Origin of the sequence: Nocardiopsis akebiae (assembly GCF_018316795.1) — a bacterium.
Taxonomy (GTDB): Bacteria; Actinomycetota; Actinomycetes; order Streptosporangiales; family Streptosporangiaceae; genus Nocardiopsis; species Nocardiopsis dassonvillei.
This window is the reverse complement of sequence record NZ_CP074132.1, coordinates 2,317,764-2,334,118: the sequence shown is the minus strand read 5'-3', so window position 1 is coordinate 2,334,118 and position 16,355 is coordinate 2,317,764. Positions and strand designations below refer to the sequence as shown.

Below are 16,355 nucleotides of genomic sequence, written 5' to 3'. Positions count from 1 at the left end.
CTTGCTACTTGGCAGCCGGAGCGGGCTGGGCGGACATCAGGTCGACGAACGCGTCGAAGAGTTCGGCGGCGTCGTGGGGGCCGGCGGCGGCCTCCGGGTGGAACTGGACGCTGAACGCGGGGCGGTCCAGCAGCCGCAGGCCCTCGACGACGCGGTCGTTGAGGCCGATGTGGCTGACCTCGGCCCGGCCGTAGGGGGTGTCGAAGGGCTCGTCGAGGGGGGCGTCGACGGCGAAGCCGTGGTTCTGGCTGGTGATGGCGACCCTGCCGGAGCGGGTGTCGATCACCGGCTGGTTGACGCCCCGGTGCCCGAAGGGCAGCTTGTAGGTGCCCAGGTCCAGCGCGCGGCCCAGGATCTGGTTGCCGAAGCAGATGCCGAAGAGCGGCCTGCCCGCGTCCAGGACGCCGCGCATGGCGGTGACGGGTGCGTCGGCGGTGGCGGGGTCGCCGGGGCCGTTGCTGAAGAACACCCCGTCCGGGTCCAGGGCGAGGATGTCCTCGGCGGTCGCGGTGGCGGGCAGCACCGTGACCCGGCAGCCCCGCTCGGCCAGGCGCTGGGGGGTCATGGCCTTGATGCCCAGGTCCACGGCGGCGACGTGGAAGCGGGCGGGGACGCCCTCGGGCGGCAGGACCTCGTAGGGCTCGCCGGTGCTGACCTCGGCGGCCAGGTCGGACCCGGCCATGGCGGGCTGCTGGCGCACGCGCTCCAGCAGGGCCCCCGGGTCGGTCTCGGTGGTGCTGATGGCGGCGCGCATGACGCCCTTGTCGCGCAGGTGGCGGGTGAGGGCGCGGGTGCCGGTGAGGGCGATGCCGACCACGCCCTGGCGGCGCAGCTCCTCGTCCAGGGTGCGCTCGGCCCGCCAGTTGGAGGTGATGCGGGCGGGCTCGCGCACGACGTACCCGGCGACCCAGACGCGGCCGGACTCGGGATCGTCGTCGTTGACGCCGGTGTTGCCGATGTGGGGGGCGGTCATCACCACGATCTGGCGGTGGTAGGAGGGGTCGGTGAGGGTCTCCTGGTAGCCGGTCATGCCGGTGTTGAAGACCGCCTCGCCGAAGGTCTCCCCGGTGGCGCCGAAGGATCGGCCGTGGAAGACCCGGCCGTCCTCGAGTACCAGAATCGCGGGTCCGCTCTCGGACACGTTCGCCCCCTCCTCCGCCGGGCCGTCGGCGGCCCGGGTGTTCTGTGCTGTGCTCACTGGATCTTCCCCTCCAGGACGGTCGGGGCGCCGCGCAGGAACGTGGCGCGCACCTGGCCGGGCAGGGTCATGCCCCGGAAGGGGGTGTTGCCGCTCTTGCTGACCATGGCCGCGCCGTCCACGTCGACGGCGGCGGCCGGGTCGTACAGGACCACGTTGGCGGGCTGGCCGACCGCCAGGTCACGCCCGTGGTCGTGGACGCGGCCGATGCGGGCCGGTGCCGCGGACATGCGGTCGGCGACGTCGGACCAGGTCAGCAGACCGGTGTCGACCATCGTGCGCTGCACGACCGCCAACGCCGTCTCCAGGCCGACCATTCCCATGGCGGCGGTGGACCACTCGGTCTCCTTGGCCTCCGCGGGGTGGGGGGCGTGGTCGGTGGCGACGATGTCGATCGTGCCGTCGGCCAGGCCCTCGCGCAGCGCTTGGACGTCGTCGGCGGTGCGCAGGGGCGGGTTGACCTTGTAGACGGGATCGTAGCCCTCCACCAGCTCCTCTGTCAGCAGGAGGTGGTGGGGTGTGACCTCGGCGGTGACGTCGCAGCCGCGGGCCTTGGCCCAGCGGATGATGTCGACCGAGCCCTTGGTCGAGACGTGGCACACGTGCAGGCGCGAGCCCACGTGCTGGGCGAGCAGGCAGTCGCGGGCGATGATCGCCTCCTCGGCGACCGCGGGCCAGCCGGGCAGGCCGAGGCGGTCGGAGACGCAGCCCTCGTTCATCTGGGCGCCCTGGGTCAGGCGCGGCTCCTGGGCGTGCTGGGCGATGACGCCGTCGAAGGCCTTGACGTACTCCAGGGCGCGGCGCATGAGCAGGGCGTCGGAGACGCAGATGCCGTCGTCGGAGAAGACGCGCACGCCGGCGGCGGAGTCGGCCATGGCGCCGATCTCGGAGAGGCGCTCCCCGGCCAGGCCGACGGTGACGGCGCCGACGGGGCGCACGTCGCAGTACCCCGCCTCGCGGCCCAGGCGCCAGACCTGTTCGACGACGCCGGCGGTGTCGGCGACGGGGTCGGTGTTGGCCATGGCGTGGACGGCGGTGTAGCCGCCCATGGCGGCGGAGCGGGATCCGGTGGCGACGGTCTCGGCGTCCTCGCGGCCGGGCTCGCGCAGGTGGGTGTGCAGGTCCACCAGGCCGGGCAGGGCGATCAGGCCGGTGGCGTCGACGGTCCGGACGTCCTCGGGGGCGTCCAGGTCCCGGCCGGTCGCGGCGATCCGGCCGTCGGCCAGGAGCAGGTCGACGGGGTCGCCGCCGAGGGGGCGGGCGCCGCGGATCAGGTGCGGTCCGTGGGTGTCGGGCATCGCGGTGTTGGCTTCCTCGTGTTCTGGGTCGGGGAGGGGCGGCGCGGGGTGCCGGGGCGCGCCGGTGGTCCGGGCGCCGCGGGGCCGCGGCCGCCCGGGCCCGTGGCGGGGCCTCGCGTCCCTCGGGTGCGGTGGTGCGGGCCGCGGCGGCCCGCGGCAGGGCCGTCAGGAGCCGCCGAGCAGCAGGTAGAGCACGGCCATGCGCAGGCTGACGCCGTTTGCGACCTGCTCGGTGACGGTGCAGCGGGGCGAGTCGGCGACCTCTGCGGAGATCTCCATGCCGCGGACCATCGGGCCGGGGTGCATGACGATCGCGTCCTCGGGCATGCGGGACAGGCGCTCGCCGTCCAGGCCGTAGTTGCGGCTGTACTCGCGCGTGGACGGGAAGAACGACTCGTGCATGCGCTCTGCCTGTACGCGCAGCATCATGACGACGTCGGACTTGGGCAGGACGTCGTCGAGGTCGTAGGAGACCTCGCACGGCCAGGTGTGCACCGAGACCGGCAGCAGGGTGGGCGGCGCGACCAGGGTGACGTGCGCGCCCAGGGTGGTGAGCAGCAGCACGTTGGAACGGGCGACCCGGCTGTGCAGGATGTCGCCGACGACGGCCACCCGCAGCCCCTCCAGGCGCCCCAGGCGCGAGCGCATGGTGAAGGCGTCCAGCAGGGCCTGGGTGGGGTGTTCGTGGGTGCCGTCGCCCGCGTTGAGGACGGACCCGTCCACCCAGTTGGCGAGGCGGTGGGCGGCGCCGGAGGCGCTGTGCCGGATGACGACGCCGTCGGCGCCCATGGCCTGGAGGGTCAGCGCGGTGTCCTTGAGGCTCTCGCCCTTGGAGACGCTGGAGCCCTTGGCGGAGAAGTTGATGACGTCCGCGGACAGGCGCTTGGCGGCCAGCTCGAAGGAGGTGCGGGTGCGGGTGGAGTCCTCGTAGAAGAGGTTGACCACGGTGCGTCCACGCAGGGTGGGCAGCTTCTTGACGGAGCGGTCGCCTACCTGGGCGAGTTCGGCGGCGGTGTCCAGGACGAGGGTGGCCTCGTCCCGGGAGAGGTCGCCGGTGGAGAGCAGGTGGCGCATCAGTCGTTCCCCTCGGTGGCGCCGGGGCGGGGGCGGGACGGGCCGAGCAGCACCGCGTCGTGTCCGTCGGTCTCCTCCAGGCGCACGGTGACGCTCTCGCGCAGCGAGGTGGGCAGGTTCTTGCCCACGTAGTCGGCGCGGATGGGCAGTTCGCGGTGGCCCCGGTCGACCAGGACGGCGAGCTGGACGGCGCGGGGGCGCCCCAGGTCGCCGAGGGCGTCCAGGGCGGCGCGGACGGTTCGGCCGGAGAAGAGGACGTCGTCGACGAGGACGACGACGCGGTCGTCGAGTCCGCCCTGGGGGATCTCGGTCCGGCCGAGGGCGCGGACGGGGGCGGAGCGCAGGTCGTCGCGGTACATGGTGATGTCGAGCGAGCCCGCGGGGACGGTGAGGTCCTCCACCCGTTCGATGCGCCGTGCCAGGCGGTGGGCGAGCGGGACCCCGCGCGAGGGGATGCCCAGGAGGGTGACGCCCCGGCCGCCCTTGGTGCGTTCGAGCACCTCGTGGGCGATGCGGGTCAGCGCCCGGTCGATCTCGCTGCCGTCGAGGACGGCGCGGGTGCCCTCGGGCACCTCGGGTGCGGGGGAACCGCCACCGGTGTCACCGGCCGTCGGTTTTTGCGCACGCAAAGTAGTGACTCCCTTCCCTGCCTCACTGAACAGGTCGTTAAAGGACGTCGATCGGAGCCACGCTACCAGCGGCGCTCGCGACCCCCGCGAGGCGGTCGATGACCCGAGGTCACTAATGTGACTCTGATCACACCACAAGCGAACGCTTACCCCCATAAATGTGGTCATGTCGTCACCCAGTGGATACGGCAACGAAGGGGCCGAAACCTGAAATACCCAGGAGGAACGGGCTTTTCGTGCCATCGTGACGCACGACTCGTCCTGTTCGGTCCTGACATGAGAGGTGTCTCACTTACGCACGGTTTGGCCACCGATTAGTCGCGTTTCACACCAACGGCTTGACCTGGAAGGCAGACCCCCCTACCGTCACTGTCTGTAACCACTGCCGGGTGGGGTTGCATCCCGTGACCATCCGCTGGACCGCCCAGGCGGCCCGCCGAGTTCGAGCGGACGTCCCCCCACCACGCCAGCCACTGTCACGGCCGGGAGCGACAAGAAGATGCCATCCGAATACGCGAAGTCCCTCGGTGCGCGACTGCGTGCCATCCGCACCCAGCAGGGCCTGTCCCTGCACGGGGTGGAAGAGAAGTCCCACGGCCGCTGGAAGGCCGTCGTGGTGGGCTCCTACGAGCGCGGCGACCGCGCCGTCACCGTCCAGAAGCTCGCCGAGCTGGCGGACTTCTACGGCGTGCCGATGTCGGAGCTGCTGCCGGGCGGCGCCGCTCCCACCCCGCTGGGCCCCACGCCCAAGCTGGTCATCGACCTGGAGCGCATGCAGCAGCTGCCGCAGGAGAAGGCCGGACCGCTGTCCCGCTACGTCGCCACAATCCAGAGCCAGCGGGGTGACTACAACGGGCGGGTGCTCTCCATCCGCCAGGAGGACCTGCGCTCACTCGCGGTCATCTACGACAAGTCGCCCGGGGACCTGACCGAGGAGCTCATCAACTGGGGCGTCCTCGACCCCGAGGCGCGCCGCGCGGTCGACGCCTTCTGACCGGTACCCGGACACCGGGACGACCGAACGGATCCGCACCCGCTCGACGAGAACCGGCGGCCCCGAGGGGGCGCCGGTTCTCGTCGTGTCCGCCCGGCCGGGGACTGGCCGGCGGACGGGGCCGGAACGGCGCGGCCGGACGTGGGGCTTCCCCTCCCCAACCCGACCGCGCCGCCCTCCCGCCGGAGGGGGGTCCGACGGAGTGCGTCGAACTCCTGTTCGACACGATCCAGTTAACCCCAGGCCGCCGGACCCGTCAAGGACCCCGCCCGGCGCCGCGCGCACCCCGCCCGCGCGCGAATCCGCAGGACCGCGGAAGGACCGGGGAACTACCCTTGGCCCGTGGTAGCCGATACCGAGTTGCGCGAGCTGGCCCCGCCTGCCTTCACGTACGCCGTCCCCGCGCTGCTCCAGGTGTACGAGGCCGCCATGCGGCCGCCACCGGAGCAGTTGCCCGGGCGCGCCTCCGTCATGAGGGGCCACGCCAGCAACCCGGGCTTTCGCGCGGTGGTGGCCGTGCGCGGCGGCCTCCCGGTCGGATTCGCCTACGGCTTCCACGGACGCGGCGGCCAGTGGTGGCACGACACGGTGGCGGAGGGGCTGCGCGCGGGCGCCGGGGCCCGCCGGGCGCGCCGCTGCCTGTCCGACGCGCTGGAGGTCGCCGAGGTGCACGTCCTCCCGGACGCGCAGAACCGGGGCGTGGGCCGCGCCCTGCTCCACGCCCTGTGCCGGGACAGGCCGGAGCGCACCGCGGTGCTGTCCACGCGTTCGGGACCCTCGGCGGCGCGCCACCTGTACCGCTCGTGCGGGTTCACCGAGGTGCTGGAGGACTTCCGCTTCCCCGGCAGTCCCGGTCAGCCCTTCTCGATCATGGCCGCCCGGCTCCCTCTGACGGGCTCCGGTGACCGGAGATCTCCCGGTAGATCTGCCTGGTGGCCGTGGACCGGTTCGAGGTGATGAAGTGGATGCCCGGCGCGCCCTCGGCCAGCAGCCGCTCGCACATGCGCTGGGCGTGCTCGATGCCGAAGGCCCGCACGGACTCGGCGTCGTCGCCGAAGGAGGCGAACCTCTCGGCCAGGTCGGCCGGGAAGGGGGCGCCGGAGAGCTGCTCCGAGCGCGGGATGAACGAGGTGCGCACCACCGGGAAGACCTCGGGGATGATCGGCACCTCGCAGCCGCGCGCGGCCACCCGGTCGCGCAGGCGCAGGTAGTCCTCGGGGTCGAAGAACATCTGGGTGATGGCGTAGTCGGCGCCCGCCTCGCACTTGCGCACGAAGTGGTCGGTGTCGGTCTCGACGTCGGCCGAGCGCGGGTGCTTGTAGGGGAAGGCGGCCACGCCCACGCAGAAGTCGCCGCTGTCCTTGATCAGGCGCACCAGCTCCTCGGCGTAGGTCAGCCCCTGGGGGTGGCGGATCCACTCCCCGTCCGGATCGCCGGGCGGGTCGCCCCGCACGGCGAGCATGTTGGACACGCCCGCGTCGGCGAGGCGGCCGACGAGGTGGCGCAGTTCGGCCACGGAGTGGTCGACCAGGGTCATGTGCGCGACCGGCAGCAGCGTGGTGTCGGTCGCGATGCGCTCGGTGGTCTCCACGGTCAGCCCGCGCGTGCTGCCGCCCGCGCCGTAGGTGACCGAGACGAAGGCGGGGCCGAGGGCCTCGATCTCCCTGATCGCGCGCCACAGGCGCTCCTGCGCCTGGGGCGTGCGGGGCGGGAAGAACTCGAAGGAGAACATCGGCTCGCCCGCGTCGAGGAGTTCGCGGATGTGACGCGGCCTGGGGGCCGGGCCTCGGGGCGCCACAGGGAGTGTCGGTGCAGCCAGCATGCGCACCAGCTTAGGTCAGACATCCCCGCGGCGGAGGAGTCGTCCCACCCTGTGAGACCCGTGGCGCGCGCCACTCCAGCGCGGCGCGACGTGCGGGGACACGGCATGGCCCCTCCCCCTCCCACCCTCCCCGTCCCCCGGTCGCTTCCGCTGTTCCGGGCCGCCCAGCTGCTGCGCCTCGGCCGGCTCCAGGCGCGGGCCTGCGCGTTCGCGGTGTGCATCTTCGCCGGGTTCGCGCTCTCGGCGGTGGCGCCGCCGCCCCCGCCCAGCTACGACGCCCTGCTCGTCTACGCCGCGGCGCTCACCGCCCTGATTCTGGGGCCTGCTCCTGGAGAGCGGCCGGGAGATCGCGGCGACCGCCGGCTTGCACGTGGGGGCCGGCCCTCGAGCTGTTCAGGGTGCGGATGGGCTCGCGGTCCCGCCCCGGGCCCGTCTGGACCGCGGTGTGGGGCGTACCGCTCTACAGCGGGGTCGAAAGCGAAAGAGCTCCGGCGTTGACGCCGGGATGGGTCAGTTTTCGACTCCGACTTTCTGCTTGGGCTCCGCCACGTTGAGCAACGATCGGTGGTGACGACCAAACCTCCGGGGGTGAACGTCGCCGAGGGGCGGCCGGAGACGTTAAACGCCTGTGGAGGCACGGTAAGACCGGGAACCCTGTTTCCGGCGCAGGCCGGTGAGGCAGGAACCAGCTGGTGCTGTGAGGCACGTGGCACCGCCGAGCTGCAAAGGTCGGCGGTAGTCCTCAGAGGCTTCTCTGCGGAGGACACCAAAGCGGGTTCGCGTACGCGGCTGTGAGTTTCCTTGTTCGCGCGCGTCCAGCGGTTGTCGGACCCGGGTCGGGTGGGCTGTCGTGGCGGCGATACCGTCGCCGCCACGACAGCCCGCGTCGGTTTGCTCTCCTGCTCTTCCTCGCTCGTGGGCGCTGCTGGTGACGGTGCCGTTCGTGGTGGCGGCCAATCGGACGCGGCCCGGACGGGCGGAACCGGACCGGGCCGCGTCCGACAGCCGATAACCTGCGGTCCATGGTGCCTTCCTCTTCCCCGTCCGCCTCCGCCGTCTTCGCGGTCCGCTCCGGCGTGGACCGCGAACTGACCTCCTTCTGCGCCGACCACCGGGCCCAGCTGATGGAGATCGGGGAGGAGCTGGCTCCGGCCATGGACGCGCTGGAGACGATGGTCTCCGGCGGCAAGCGCCTGCGGCCGACCTTCTGCTACTGGGGGTGGCGGGGCGCGGGCGGCGCGGCCGACGACGAGCGCGTGGTACGGGCGGCGGCCTCCCTGGAGTTCCTCCAGGCGTGCGCGCTCGTCCACGACGACGTGATCGACAACAGCGACACCCGGCGCGGCCTGCCCGCCACGCACAAGCGGCTGGCCAAGCTGCACGCCGACCAGGGGTGGAGCGGCGACAGCGAGGGCTTCGGCCAGGGCGCGGCGATCCTCATCGGCGACCTGTGCCTGGCCTGGTCGGACGAGATGTACCAGGCCAGCGGCTTCCCGACGGAGGTGCTGGGCCGGGGGCGGCGCCCCTTCGACGCGATGCGCACCGAGGTCATGGCCGGGCAGTACCTGGACACCCTGGAGCAGGTGCGGGGCACCGGCACACGCGAGGCGGCGCTGCGCGTGATGCGCTACAAGTCCGCCAAGTACACGGTGGAGCGTCCGCTGCACCTGGGCGCGGCCCTGGCGGGCCGCCACGAGGAGCTGGCCGGGGTCTACACCGGCTACGGCATCCCGCTGGGGATCGCCTTCCAGCTCCGCGACGACGTGCTGGGGGTGTTCGGCGACCCGTCCACCACCGGCAAGCCCGCCGGGGACGACCTGCGCGAGGGCAAGCGGACGCTGGTGGTGGCCGAGACCCTGGCGCGCGCCGGGGCGGCCGACGCAGAGCGGTTCCGCTCGCTGCTGGGGGCGCCGGACCTGTCGGTGTCCTCGGTGGAGTGGATGTGCTCCCTGATCGAGGGCTCGGGCGCGCTGGCCGTGTGCGAGGAGATGATCGCGGAGTACGCCGACCGGGCCGTCGCGGCCCTGGACGGCCCCGAGCTGGACGAATCCGCCCGCGAGCCGCTGCGCCAGCTGGTCGTGGCCGCCACCTCGCGCTCCTCCTGAGGGTCCTTCCCTAGGGGGCTTTCCCGGGTCCGCGCCCGCCGGGGACCTGTTGTGCCCGTCCGCCCGCTCCGGTTGAATCGCTGACACGACATATCGCGAAACCGGGGGGTCTCCCATGTCTGGGCACACCGTTTCCCGCGGTCCGGTCGGCGCGGGTGAGAGAGCCCTCGCACCGGACCTGGCGCGCGGGTTCATGCTGCTGTTCATCGCGCTCGCCAACACGGCCTGGTACCTGTGGGCGCTCCCGTCCAGCGGGGGCGGGGTCCATCCGGAGCCCGGCGGCGCGCTGGACCGGATCGCGCAGTTCACCATCGTGATGGCGGTGGACATGCGCAGCTATCCGATGTTCGCCTTCCTGTTCGGGTACGGCATGGTGCAGCTGGCCCGGCGCCAGGAGGCGGCGGGCTCGTCCGCACGGGAGGTGAACGCGCTGCTGCGCCGCCGCAACCTGTGGCTGCTCGCGTTCGGCTTCGTCCACGCCCTGCTGCTGTGGATGGGCGACATCCTGGGCGCCTACGGCCTGGCCGGGCTGCTCCTGGGCTGGCTGTTCCTGCGGCGCAGGGACGCCACGCTGCTGGTGTGGGCGGGGGTGTTCACCGGGCTGGCCGCCCTGCTCGCGGCGTTCAGCCTGCTGGGGCTGGCCTTCATGCCCGCGGACGCCCCCTCCTCCGCCGCGTTCGGCATGGACCGGACGGCCGCCAACATCGGCGACGCCTCGATCCTGGGCGCCGCGCTGGGCCGCGTCGCGGCCTGGCCGCTGATCACGCTGGGCCAGGGACTGCTGGGCATGGTCGTGCCCGCGGCGATCCTGCTCGGCTACTGGGCCGCGCGCCGCCGGATCCTCGAGGAGCCGGGCGCGCACCTGGGGCTGCTGCGCTGGACCGCGGCCCTGGGCGTCGGCGTGGGATGGCTGGGCGGGCTGCCCATGGCCCTGGCCCAGATCGGGGTCTGGGACCTGTCCCCCGCGCAGGCGGGCATGCTGACCATGCCGCACATGGTGACCGGACTGGCCGGCGGTCTGGGCTACGTGGCGCTGATCGCGCTGGCGGCGCACCGGATCCAGCGGCGCGGTCGCGCGCCGGGCGCGGTGGTCGGCGCGCTGTCGGCGACCGGCAAGCGCTCGCTGTCGGCCTACCTGGCCCAGTCGGTGCTGTGCGCGCCGCTCCTGGCGGCCTGGGGCCTGGGGCTGGGCGGCGGACTCGCCTCGTGGTCGATGGCCCTGTTCGCGGTGGGCGTGTGGCTGGTGACGGTGGCGGCGTCCTACGCGCTGGAGCGCGCGGGCAGGCGCGGACCGGCCGAGGCGCTGCTGCGCCGCCTGGCCTACCGCCGCCCGGTGGCGCGGGGCGCTCGGGAGGCGGAGGAGCCCGGGAGCGCGTCGGGTCGGACGGTCGGGCACGGACCGGCCCGGGGACCGGCGGACGGCGGGCGTCCCGCGCCCTGACCCCGGCGGCCCCGGGGGAGCCGAACCCGCCGCGCCCGACCCCGCGGCGCAAAAAGGCGCGTGCCGCTCAGCGTCCGGCACGACCTCGTAACGCAGGATGGGGTGTCATGGGCGACGATCACACGACAAACCACACCATAGGGGTGACGGGGGCGACGGGGGCGCTGGGCGGGCGGGTCGCCGCGCGGATCGCGCGGCTGGGCAGGCCCCAGCGGCTCATCGTACGCGACATCAACCGCGCTCCCGAGTACCCCGGCAGCAGCGCTGCGATGGCGGCCTACGAGGACTCCACGGGCTTCGAGCGGGCGTGCCGGGGGGTGGACACGCTGTTCCTGGTCTCGGCCACCGAGTCCGAGGACCGGATCGACGTCCACGTGAGCGCGGTGGACGCCGCGGTCAAGGCGGGGGTGTCCTGGATCGTCTACCTGTCCTTCCTGCGCGCGGGCCCGGCGTCCACCTTCACGTTCGCGCGCACGCACTTCTTCACCGAGGCGCACATCCGGTCCACGGGGGTGCGCTACACCTTCCTCAGGCCCAGCCTGTACCTGGACCTGCTGCCCGACTGGGTGGACGGCGGGGGCGCGGTGCGGGGCCCGGCCGGTGACGGCCGGATCGCGTGGGTCTCGCGCGACGACGTGGCGGACGTGGCCGCGGCCGTGCTGACCGATCCCGCGGCCGCGCGCGCCTCGCACGACACCAGCCACGACGTCACCGGCCCGGAGGCGCTGTCCCTGGGCGCGACGGCGGAGAGGCTGAGCGTGCTCACCGGTCGCTCGGTGCGCTACGTGCCGCAGACACGGGAGGAGGCGCTGGAGTCGCGCCGCGGCGACGCCCCCGACTGGGCGGTCGAGGGCTGGGTGACCTCCTACGCCGCGATCGCCGCCGGGGAGCTCGACGTGGTCTCGCCCGCCGTCCCCGACCTGACCGGCCATCCCGCCCAGTCCATCGAGGGCTTCCTGCGGCGCCACCCCAGCGCGCTGTCGCACGTCGCGGTCTGACCGCGGCCCGCCCGCGCGCCGCGCCGTGCGCCCGTGCGGGGCGGGCCCCCTGTGCCGTGGATCTCCCCCGACACCCGACCCTTGACCTCAACAAACATTGAGGTAAGAGGCTGAGCGGTGTCGGAGACAGGCAGTGCGCACCGAGGGAGAACGGCATGCGAGCGGTACAGGTCCGGGAGTTCGGCGGTCCGGAGGTCCTGGTGGTCAGGGACGTGCCCGAGCCCGAGGCGGGACCGGGACAGGCACTGGTGGAGGTCGCCGCGGCGAACGTGATGTACCTGGACACCCTGGTCCGCGGCGGCTGGGGGCTGGACTACTTCCCCGTGTCTCCCCCCTACGTCCCCGGCGCGGGCGTGGCAGGGCGGGTGGTCCGGATAGGCCCGGGCGTGGACCCGGGCTGGGAGGGGGCCGCGGTGGTCGCCGGCACCGGGCACACGGACGGGACGCCGGAAAGGCCCGCCCTGCCCGTGGACGGCTACGCCGAGCGGGCCGTGGTCCCGGAGTCGGCTCTGGTCAGGGTGCCCGAGGAGGTGGCGCCCCGGGCGGCGCTGGCCCTGCTGCACGACGGGCCGACCGCGCTGGCGCTGGAGCGGGCGGCGGGCTTCGGGCCCAGCACCGCGGTCCTGGTCGCCGCGGCCGCCGGAGGGGCGGGCAGCCTGGCCGTCCAGTTGGCCCGCAGGGCCGGGGCACGGGTCATCGGCGCGGCCAGGGGCGGGGCCAAACTGGCCCTGGTCCGCGAACTGGGCGCTCAGGAGACCGTGGACTACTCCGAGCCGGACTGGCCGGAGCGGGTGCGCGCGCTGACCGGCGGCGCCGGGGTCGACGTGGTCCTGGACGGCGCCGGGGGCGCGCTGGGCGCGGCGGCCTTCGCGACCCTGGCCGACGGCGGCCGGTTCGTCGGCTACGGCTCGGCGGGCGGAAGCTTCACGGATGTGGACGCGCGGGAGGCCGCGAGCCGCGGGATCGAGGTCCTGGGGCTGTTCGACCTCAAGAAGGCCGAGGACGACCGACGGGACGACCTGCGGCTGGTGCTGGAGATGGCCCGCATGGGCAGGATCACCCCGCACGTGGGCCTGACACTGCCGTTGGAGCGGGCCGCCGAGGCGCACGCCGCGCTGGAGGGGCGCACGGTGCTCGGCAAGGTCCTGCTGCTTCCCTAGGACCGGGCGGCACCGAACGGCCGGGCCCCGGCGGAGCGGCTCCGGCGGGCGTTCGGCGCCCGGCCGCCGGTCAGCCCCCGGCGCGGGCCGCCAGGCGCTGGCGCAGAGCGGCGGCCGCGGCCCGGGGGTCCTCCGCCTCCGTGATCGCGCGCACGACCACGACCCGGCGGGCCCCGGCGTCCAGCACGCGGTCGATGTTGTCGGCGTCGATCCCGCCGATGGCGAACCAGGGGCGGTCGGTGCCCAGCGCGGCCGCCTCCTCCACCAGCTCCAGCCCGGCGGCCGGGCGACCCGGCTTGGTGGGCGTCGCCCAGGTCGGTCCGACGCAGAAGTAGTCGCTGCCGGGCTCCTCGGCGGAGGCGGCCGCGGCGGCGACGTCGTTGTTGGAGCGGCCGATCACGGGGTCGGCGCCGATGATGTCGCGGGCCATGGGCACGGGCAGGTCCCGCTGGCCCAGGTGGAGGACGTCGGCGCGCACGGCGCGGGCGATGTCGGCGCGGTCGTTGACCGCGAGCAGGGCGCCGTACCGCTCGCACGCCTCCTTCATCACCTCCAGGGCCGCGATCTCCTCGCGCGCCTCCAAGCCCTTGTCCCGGAGCTGGATGATGTCCACTCCCCCGGCAAGGGCCGCGTCGGCGAACTCGGCCAGGTCGCCCCGGCCGGTCCGGGCGTCGGTGCACAGGTACAGAAGCGATGCGTCCAGGCGCTTGCGCAGGCTGGTTCCGTGGCTGGTCCTCACACGGTCCACCCTAGGCCCTGGCGCGTTGGGACCCAAGGGGGAGGGACGCGGCGGCGCGCCCCTCCCCAGCAGTTCACGAACGGGCCCGTGGGGCCGCGGACTAGAAGGCCAGGCTCTGGGCCCGGCGGCGCACCTCGGTGCCCCGGTTCTCGCGCATGGCCTGGATCGGCGTGCCCGGCAGGGAGTCGTCGGGGGTGAACAGCCAGCGCAGGGCCTCCTCGGAGGAGAAGCCCGCGTCGGTGAGCAGCAGCAGCGTCCCCGGCAGGCCCTTGACCAGGTCGTCGCCGTCGATGAAGGCCGCGGGGATGGAGAGTTCACCGTCGCGGACCACACCCATCATGCGGTTCTCGCGGATCAGCGTCTTGATCCGGTTCGGGCTCACGCCCAGCGGAGCGGCGGCCTCCTTGAGGGTCAGCCAGTCGCCGATCAGCGTGTCGATGTCGCGTTGTGTCACACCACCAATCTGCCACATCCGCGCACCTCCTTCCCCCCGGCACGGCGTGCGCCGGCCACGGGTCCTAGAATGGGGACGGACCCCTACATCCCGCGGGAGCCGGGTGGGACCCGGCTGAGAGGGAGGCTGTGAGCCTCCGACCGCACGAACCTGATCCGGATCATGCCGGCGAAGGGAGTGGAAGCCACAGCCGTGCGCACCTCCGACGATTCCCACCGCGACCGCGTCGTCGTGGTCGGCGGCGGCCTGGTCGGGCGGGTCACCGCCTGGCGGGCCGCCCAACGCGGACTGAGCGTCACCCTGGTCGAGTCCGACCCCGCCCGCGCCGCCTCCACCGTGGCCGCGGGCATGCTGACCCCCGCCACCGAGGCGGCGTTCGGCGAGGAGCCCCTCATGGAGCTGGGCATCCGCTCGGCCCGCATGTACGCGGACTTCGTCGCCGAACTGGAGGAGGCCAGCGGCCTGGACGTGGGCCACCGCGCCACCGGCACGCTGCTGGTCGCCTTCGACCGCGACGACCTGGCCGTCCTGACCGAACTGCACGCGCTCCAGCGGAGGCTGGGCATCGCCGCCGAGCGCCTGACCGGCCGCGAGTGCCGCCGTCTGGAGCCCATGCTCGCCCCGTCCGTGCGCGGCGGCGTCCTGGCCCCCGACGACCACTCCGTGGACCCTCGGCGGCTGCTGCGCGCCCTGGCCGCGGCGGGCGGGCGCGCGGGCGTCACCGAGGTCCGCGGGCTGGTCGGGGAGGTCCTCTCCCCCGGCCCCGGGGGCGCCCGGCTGGGCGTGCGCCTGGCCGGGGACGCCGCGGCGGGCCAGATCCTGCCCGCGCACCAGGTGGTGCTGGCCGCGGGCTGCTGGGGCAACGGCGTCGCGGTCCCCGAACCCGTGGTCCCGCCGCTGCGCCCGGTCAAGGGGCAGCTGCTGCGCGCCCGGGTGCCCGACGGGGAGCCGCCGCTCGTGGGCCGGACCGTCCGCGGCCTGGTCCGGGGATTCCCGACCTACCTGGTGCCGCGCGCCGACGGCGAGGTAGTCATCGGCGCCACCCAGGAGGAGCTGGGCCACGACACCTCGCTCACCGTCGGGGGACTCTGGCAGGTGCTGCGGGACGCGCGTGAACTCGTCCCCGGGGTGAGCGAACTGGAGGTCACCGAGACCTGCGTCGGGCTGCGCCCCGGCTCCCCCGACAACGAGCCCCTCCTGGGGCCCACCCGGGTCCCGGGACTGCACCTGGCCGCCGGGCACTTCCGGCACGGGGTCCTGCTGACCCCGGTGACCGGTGAGGCCATGGCCGGGGCCCTGACCGACGGAGACCTGCCCGAGTACGCCCGCCGTTTCACGGCACGACGCGCAAGTAGGTAGTAGCAGTGGAACTGATCATCAACGGCGACCGCCGCGAGTTCGCCGACGACACGACCGTGGAAGCGGTCGTGCGCGACCTGACCGGCGCCGAGGCGCCCGGCGGTGTCGCCGTGGCCGTCAACGACGAGGTGGTCCGCCGGACCGCGTGGGCCGCGAGCCCGCTCAACCAGGGCGACCGCGTGGACGTCCTCACCGCGGTGCAGGGAGGCTGAGGATGAACGACGACCTCGTTATCGCGGGAACCTCCTTCGGGTCCCGGCTCATCACCGGAACCGGCGGAGCCCCCTCCCTGGAGGTCCTGGAGGAGGCCCTGATCACCTCCGGCACCGAGCTGACCACCGTGGCGATGCGCCGGGTGTCCCCCGGCGCCCGGGGGTCGGTGTGGGACGTCCTGACCCGCAACAAGATCCGGGCGCTGCCCAACACCGCCGGGTGCTTCACCGCCGTCGACGCGGTGCGCACCGCCCGCCTGGGCCGCGAGGCGCTGGAGACCGACTGGGTCAAGCTGGAGGTGGTGGCGGACGAGCACACGCTGCTGCCCGACCCCGTCGAGCTGCTGGAGGCCGCCGAACAGCTGGTGGACGAGGGCTTCACCGTGCTGCCCTACACCAACGACGACCCCGTGCTGGCCCGGCGCCTGGAGCAGGTGGGCTGCGCCGCGGTGATGCCCCTGGCCGCCCCGATCGGCTCGGGGCTGGGCATCCGCAACCCGCACAACCTGGAGCTGATCGTGGAGCAGGCCGGTGTGCCGGTCATCGTGGACGCGGGGATCGGCACCGCCAGCGACGCCGCCCTGGCCATGGAGCTGGGGTGCGACGCCGTCCTGCTGGCCACGGCCGTGACCCGCGCCCAGGACCCGGTGCGCATGGCCGCCGCGATGCGCGACGCCGTGCGCGCGGGCCGCGGCGCGCGCCTGGCCGGCCGCATCCCCGTGCGGCGCTACGCCCAGGCCTCCTCGCCCTCCGTGAGTTAGGCCACCGGGCCCCGCTCCCCGTTCCGGCCCCGCCGACCGGTGCGTCCCGCCCGGGAAGTTTGGCGGCGTCCTCTACCGTGGAACGAGTGCGCGGCCCCGCAAGGGCGCATC

The 16,355-nt window shown here is 73.9% G+C and carries 16 protein-coding genes and 1 riboswitch; of the genes, 9 read left to right on the top strand and 7 right to left on the bottom strand.

What is annotated here, in order from left to right; genetic code table 11:
* Positions 1 to 4 precede the first annotated feature (4 nt).
* The 4 genes from carA to pyrR form a co-directional block, all read right to left on the bottom strand.
* A complete protein-coding gene (gene carA / locus KGD83_RS10100) occupies positions 5 to 1,141 on the bottom strand; it encodes a glutamine-hydrolyzing carbamoyl-phosphate synthase small subunit (RefSeq protein ID WP_212644360.1) in 1,137 nt (378 codons plus the stop codon).
* 53 nt (positions 1,142 to 1,194) lie between these two features.
* Positions 1,195 to 2,496, bottom strand: coding sequence for a dihydroorotase (locus KGD83_RS10095; RefSeq protein ID WP_212643539.1), 1,302 nt, complete (start codon positions 2,494 to 2,496; stop codon positions 1,195 to 1,197).
* Between the two features lie 165 nt (positions 2,497 to 2,661).
* On the bottom strand, positions 2,662 to 3,570 hold the full coding sequence (locus KGD83_RS10090; protein ID WP_212643538.1) for an aspartate carbamoyltransferase catalytic subunit: 909 nt from the start codon (positions 3,568 to 3,570) through the stop codon (positions 2,662 to 2,664).
* Positions 3,570 to 4,199 carry a bifunctional pyr operon transcriptional regulator/uracil phosphoribosyltransferase PyrR gene (pyrR, locus tag KGD83_RS10085; RefSeq protein ID WP_275956956.1) on the bottom strand — a complete coding sequence of 210 codons (630 nt, stop codon included), beginning with the start codon at positions 4,197 to 4,199 and terminating at the stop codon, positions 3,570 to 3,572. The genes KGD83_RS10090 and pyrR overlap by 1 nt, the downstream gene beginning before the upstream one ends.
* A 499-nt stretch (positions 4,200 to 4,698) precedes the next feature.
* Here pyrR and bldD point away from each other — a divergent pair, with 499 nt between their 5' ends.
* Together bldD and KGD83_RS10075 are read left to right on the top strand one after the other, a co-directional pair.
* Positions 4,699 to 5,193 carry a transcriptional regulator BldD gene (gene bldD / locus KGD83_RS10080; RefSeq protein WP_013154123.1) on the top strand — a complete coding sequence of 165 codons (495 nt, stop codon included), beginning with the start codon at positions 4,699 to 4,701 and terminating at the stop codon, positions 5,191 to 5,193.
* Positions 5,194 to 5,535: 342 nt separating this feature from the next.
* The gene (locus KGD83_RS10075; protein ID WP_212643537.1) at positions 5,536 to 6,150 is read left to right on the top strand and encodes a GNAT family N-acetyltransferase; all 615 of its coding nucleotides are present in this window, start codon (positions 5,536 to 5,538) and stop codon (positions 6,148 to 6,150) included.
* On the opposite strand, the gene metF is transcribed toward KGD83_RS10075, so the two are convergent.
* Positions 6,062 to 6,991 (bottom strand): methylenetetrahydrofolate reductase [NAD(P)H], encoded by a 930-nt coding sequence (gene metF / locus KGD83_RS10070; protein ID WP_212644358.1) that lies wholly within the window; start codon positions 6,989 to 6,991, stop codon positions 6,062 to 6,064. The two genes, KGD83_RS10075 and metF, sit on opposite strands and share 89 nt — an antisense overlap.
* Before the next feature lie 1,046 nt (positions 6,992 to 8,037).
* Here metF and KGD83_RS10065 point away from each other — a divergent pair.
* The 4 genes from KGD83_RS10065 (at position 8,038) to KGD83_RS10050 (ending at position 12,719) form a co-directional block, all read left to right on the top strand.
* Complete coding sequence (locus KGD83_RS10065) at positions 8,038 to 9,120, top strand: polyprenyl synthetase family protein (RefSeq protein WP_212643536.1); 1,083 nt, start codon at positions 8,038 to 8,040, stop codon at positions 9,118 to 9,120.
* A 115-nt stretch (positions 9,121 to 9,235) separates the two neighbouring features.
* Complete coding sequence (locus KGD83_RS10060) at positions 9,236 to 10,561, top strand: DUF418 domain-containing protein (protein ID WP_212643534.1); 1,326 nt, start codon at positions 9,236 to 9,238, stop codon at positions 10,559 to 10,561.
* A 107-nt stretch (positions 10,562 to 10,668) separates the two neighbouring features.
* Positions 10,669 to 11,559, top strand: a complete 891-nt coding sequence (locus tag KGD83_RS10055; protein ID WP_212643533.1) for an SDR family oxidoreductase — start codon at positions 10,669 to 10,671, stop codon at positions 11,557 to 11,559.
* Positions 11,560 to 11,714: 155 nt separating this feature from the next.
* On the top strand, positions 11,715 to 12,719 hold the full coding sequence (locus KGD83_RS10050; protein ID WP_212643532.1) for a zinc-binding dehydrogenase: 1,005 nt from the start codon (positions 11,715 to 11,717) through the stop codon (positions 12,717 to 12,719).
* Between the two features lie 70 nt (positions 12,720 to 12,789).
* Here the strand turns inward: KGD83_RS10050 and thiE are convergent, their stop codons facing one another.
* Positions 12,790 to 13,458: a thiamine phosphate synthase gene (gene thiE, locus KGD83_RS10045; RefSeq protein ID WP_212643530.1), complete on the bottom strand. Its 669-nt coding sequence runs from the start codon at positions 13,456 to 13,458 to the stop codon at positions 12,790 to 12,792.
* A 100-nt stretch (positions 13,459 to 13,558) separates the two neighbouring features.
* Positions 13,559 to 13,912, bottom strand: coding sequence for an Rv2175c family DNA-binding protein (locus KGD83_RS10040; RefSeq protein ID WP_019610781.1), 354 nt, complete (start codon positions 13,910 to 13,912; stop codon positions 13,559 to 13,561).
* 82 nt (positions 13,913 to 13,994) lie between these two features.
* Positions 13,995 to 14,106: riboswitch (TPP riboswitch) on the top strand.
* Here KGD83_RS10040 and thiO point away from each other — a divergent pair.
* From thiO to KGD83_RS10025, 3 genes are all read left to right on the top strand, one after another.
* Entirely contained in the window at positions 14,075 to 15,271 is a 1,197-nt protein-coding gene (gene thiO / locus KGD83_RS10035; RefSeq protein WP_212643529.1) for a glycine oxidase ThiO, read from the top strand. (Overlaps the previous riboswitch by 32 nt.)
* 5 nt (positions 15,272 to 15,276) lie before the next feature.
* A complete protein-coding gene (gene thiS / locus KGD83_RS10030; RefSeq protein ID WP_013154133.1) occupies positions 15,277 to 15,483 on the top strand; it encodes a sulfur carrier protein ThiS in 207 nt (68 codons plus the stop codon).
* Between the two features lie 2 nt (positions 15,484 to 15,485).
* Positions 15,486 to 16,244: a thiazole synthase gene (locus tag KGD83_RS10025; protein WP_212643528.1), complete on the top strand. Its 759-nt coding sequence runs from the start codon at positions 15,486 to 15,488 to the stop codon at positions 16,242 to 16,244.
* Positions 16,245 to 16,355 lie beyond the last annotated feature (111 nt).

Bases quoted from the DNA above. Each gene is read 5' to 3' on its own strand.
- KGD83_RS10095 (WP_212643539.1), bottom strand. From the start codon at position 2,496: ATGCCCGACACCCACGGACCGCACCTGATCCGCGGCGCCCGCCCCCTC.
- KGD83_RS10090 (WP_212643538.1), bottom strand. From the start codon at position 3,570: ATGCGCCACCTGCTCTCCACCGGCGACCTCTCCCGGGACGAGGCCACC.
- KGD83_RS10065 (WP_212643536.1), top strand. From the start codon at position 8,038: ATGGTGCCTTCCTCTTCCCCGTCCGCCTCCGCCGTCTTCGCGGTCCGC.
- KGD83_RS10060 (WP_212643534.1), top strand. From the start codon at position 9,236: ATGTCTGGGCACACCGTTTCCCGCGGTCCGGTCGGCGCGGGTGAGAGA.
- KGD83_RS10055 (WP_212643533.1), top strand. From the start codon at position 10,669: ATGGGCGACGATCACACGACAAACCACACCATAGGGGTGACGGGGGCG.
- KGD83_RS10050 (WP_212643532.1), top strand. From the start codon at position 11,715: ATGCGAGCGGTACAGGTCCGGGAGTTCGGCGGTCCGGAGGTCCTGGTG.
- KGD83_RS10025 (WP_212643528.1), top strand. From the start codon at position 15,486: ATGAACGACGACCTCGTTATCGCGGGAACCTCCTTCGGGTCCCGGCTC.
- thiO (WP_212643529.1), top strand. From the start codon at position 14,075: ATGCCGGCGAAGGGAGTGGAAGCCACAGCCGTGCGCACCTCCGACGAT.
- bldD (WP_013154123.1), top strand. From the start codon at position 4,699: ATGCCATCCGAATACGCGAAGTCCCTCGGTGCGCGACTGCGTGCCATC.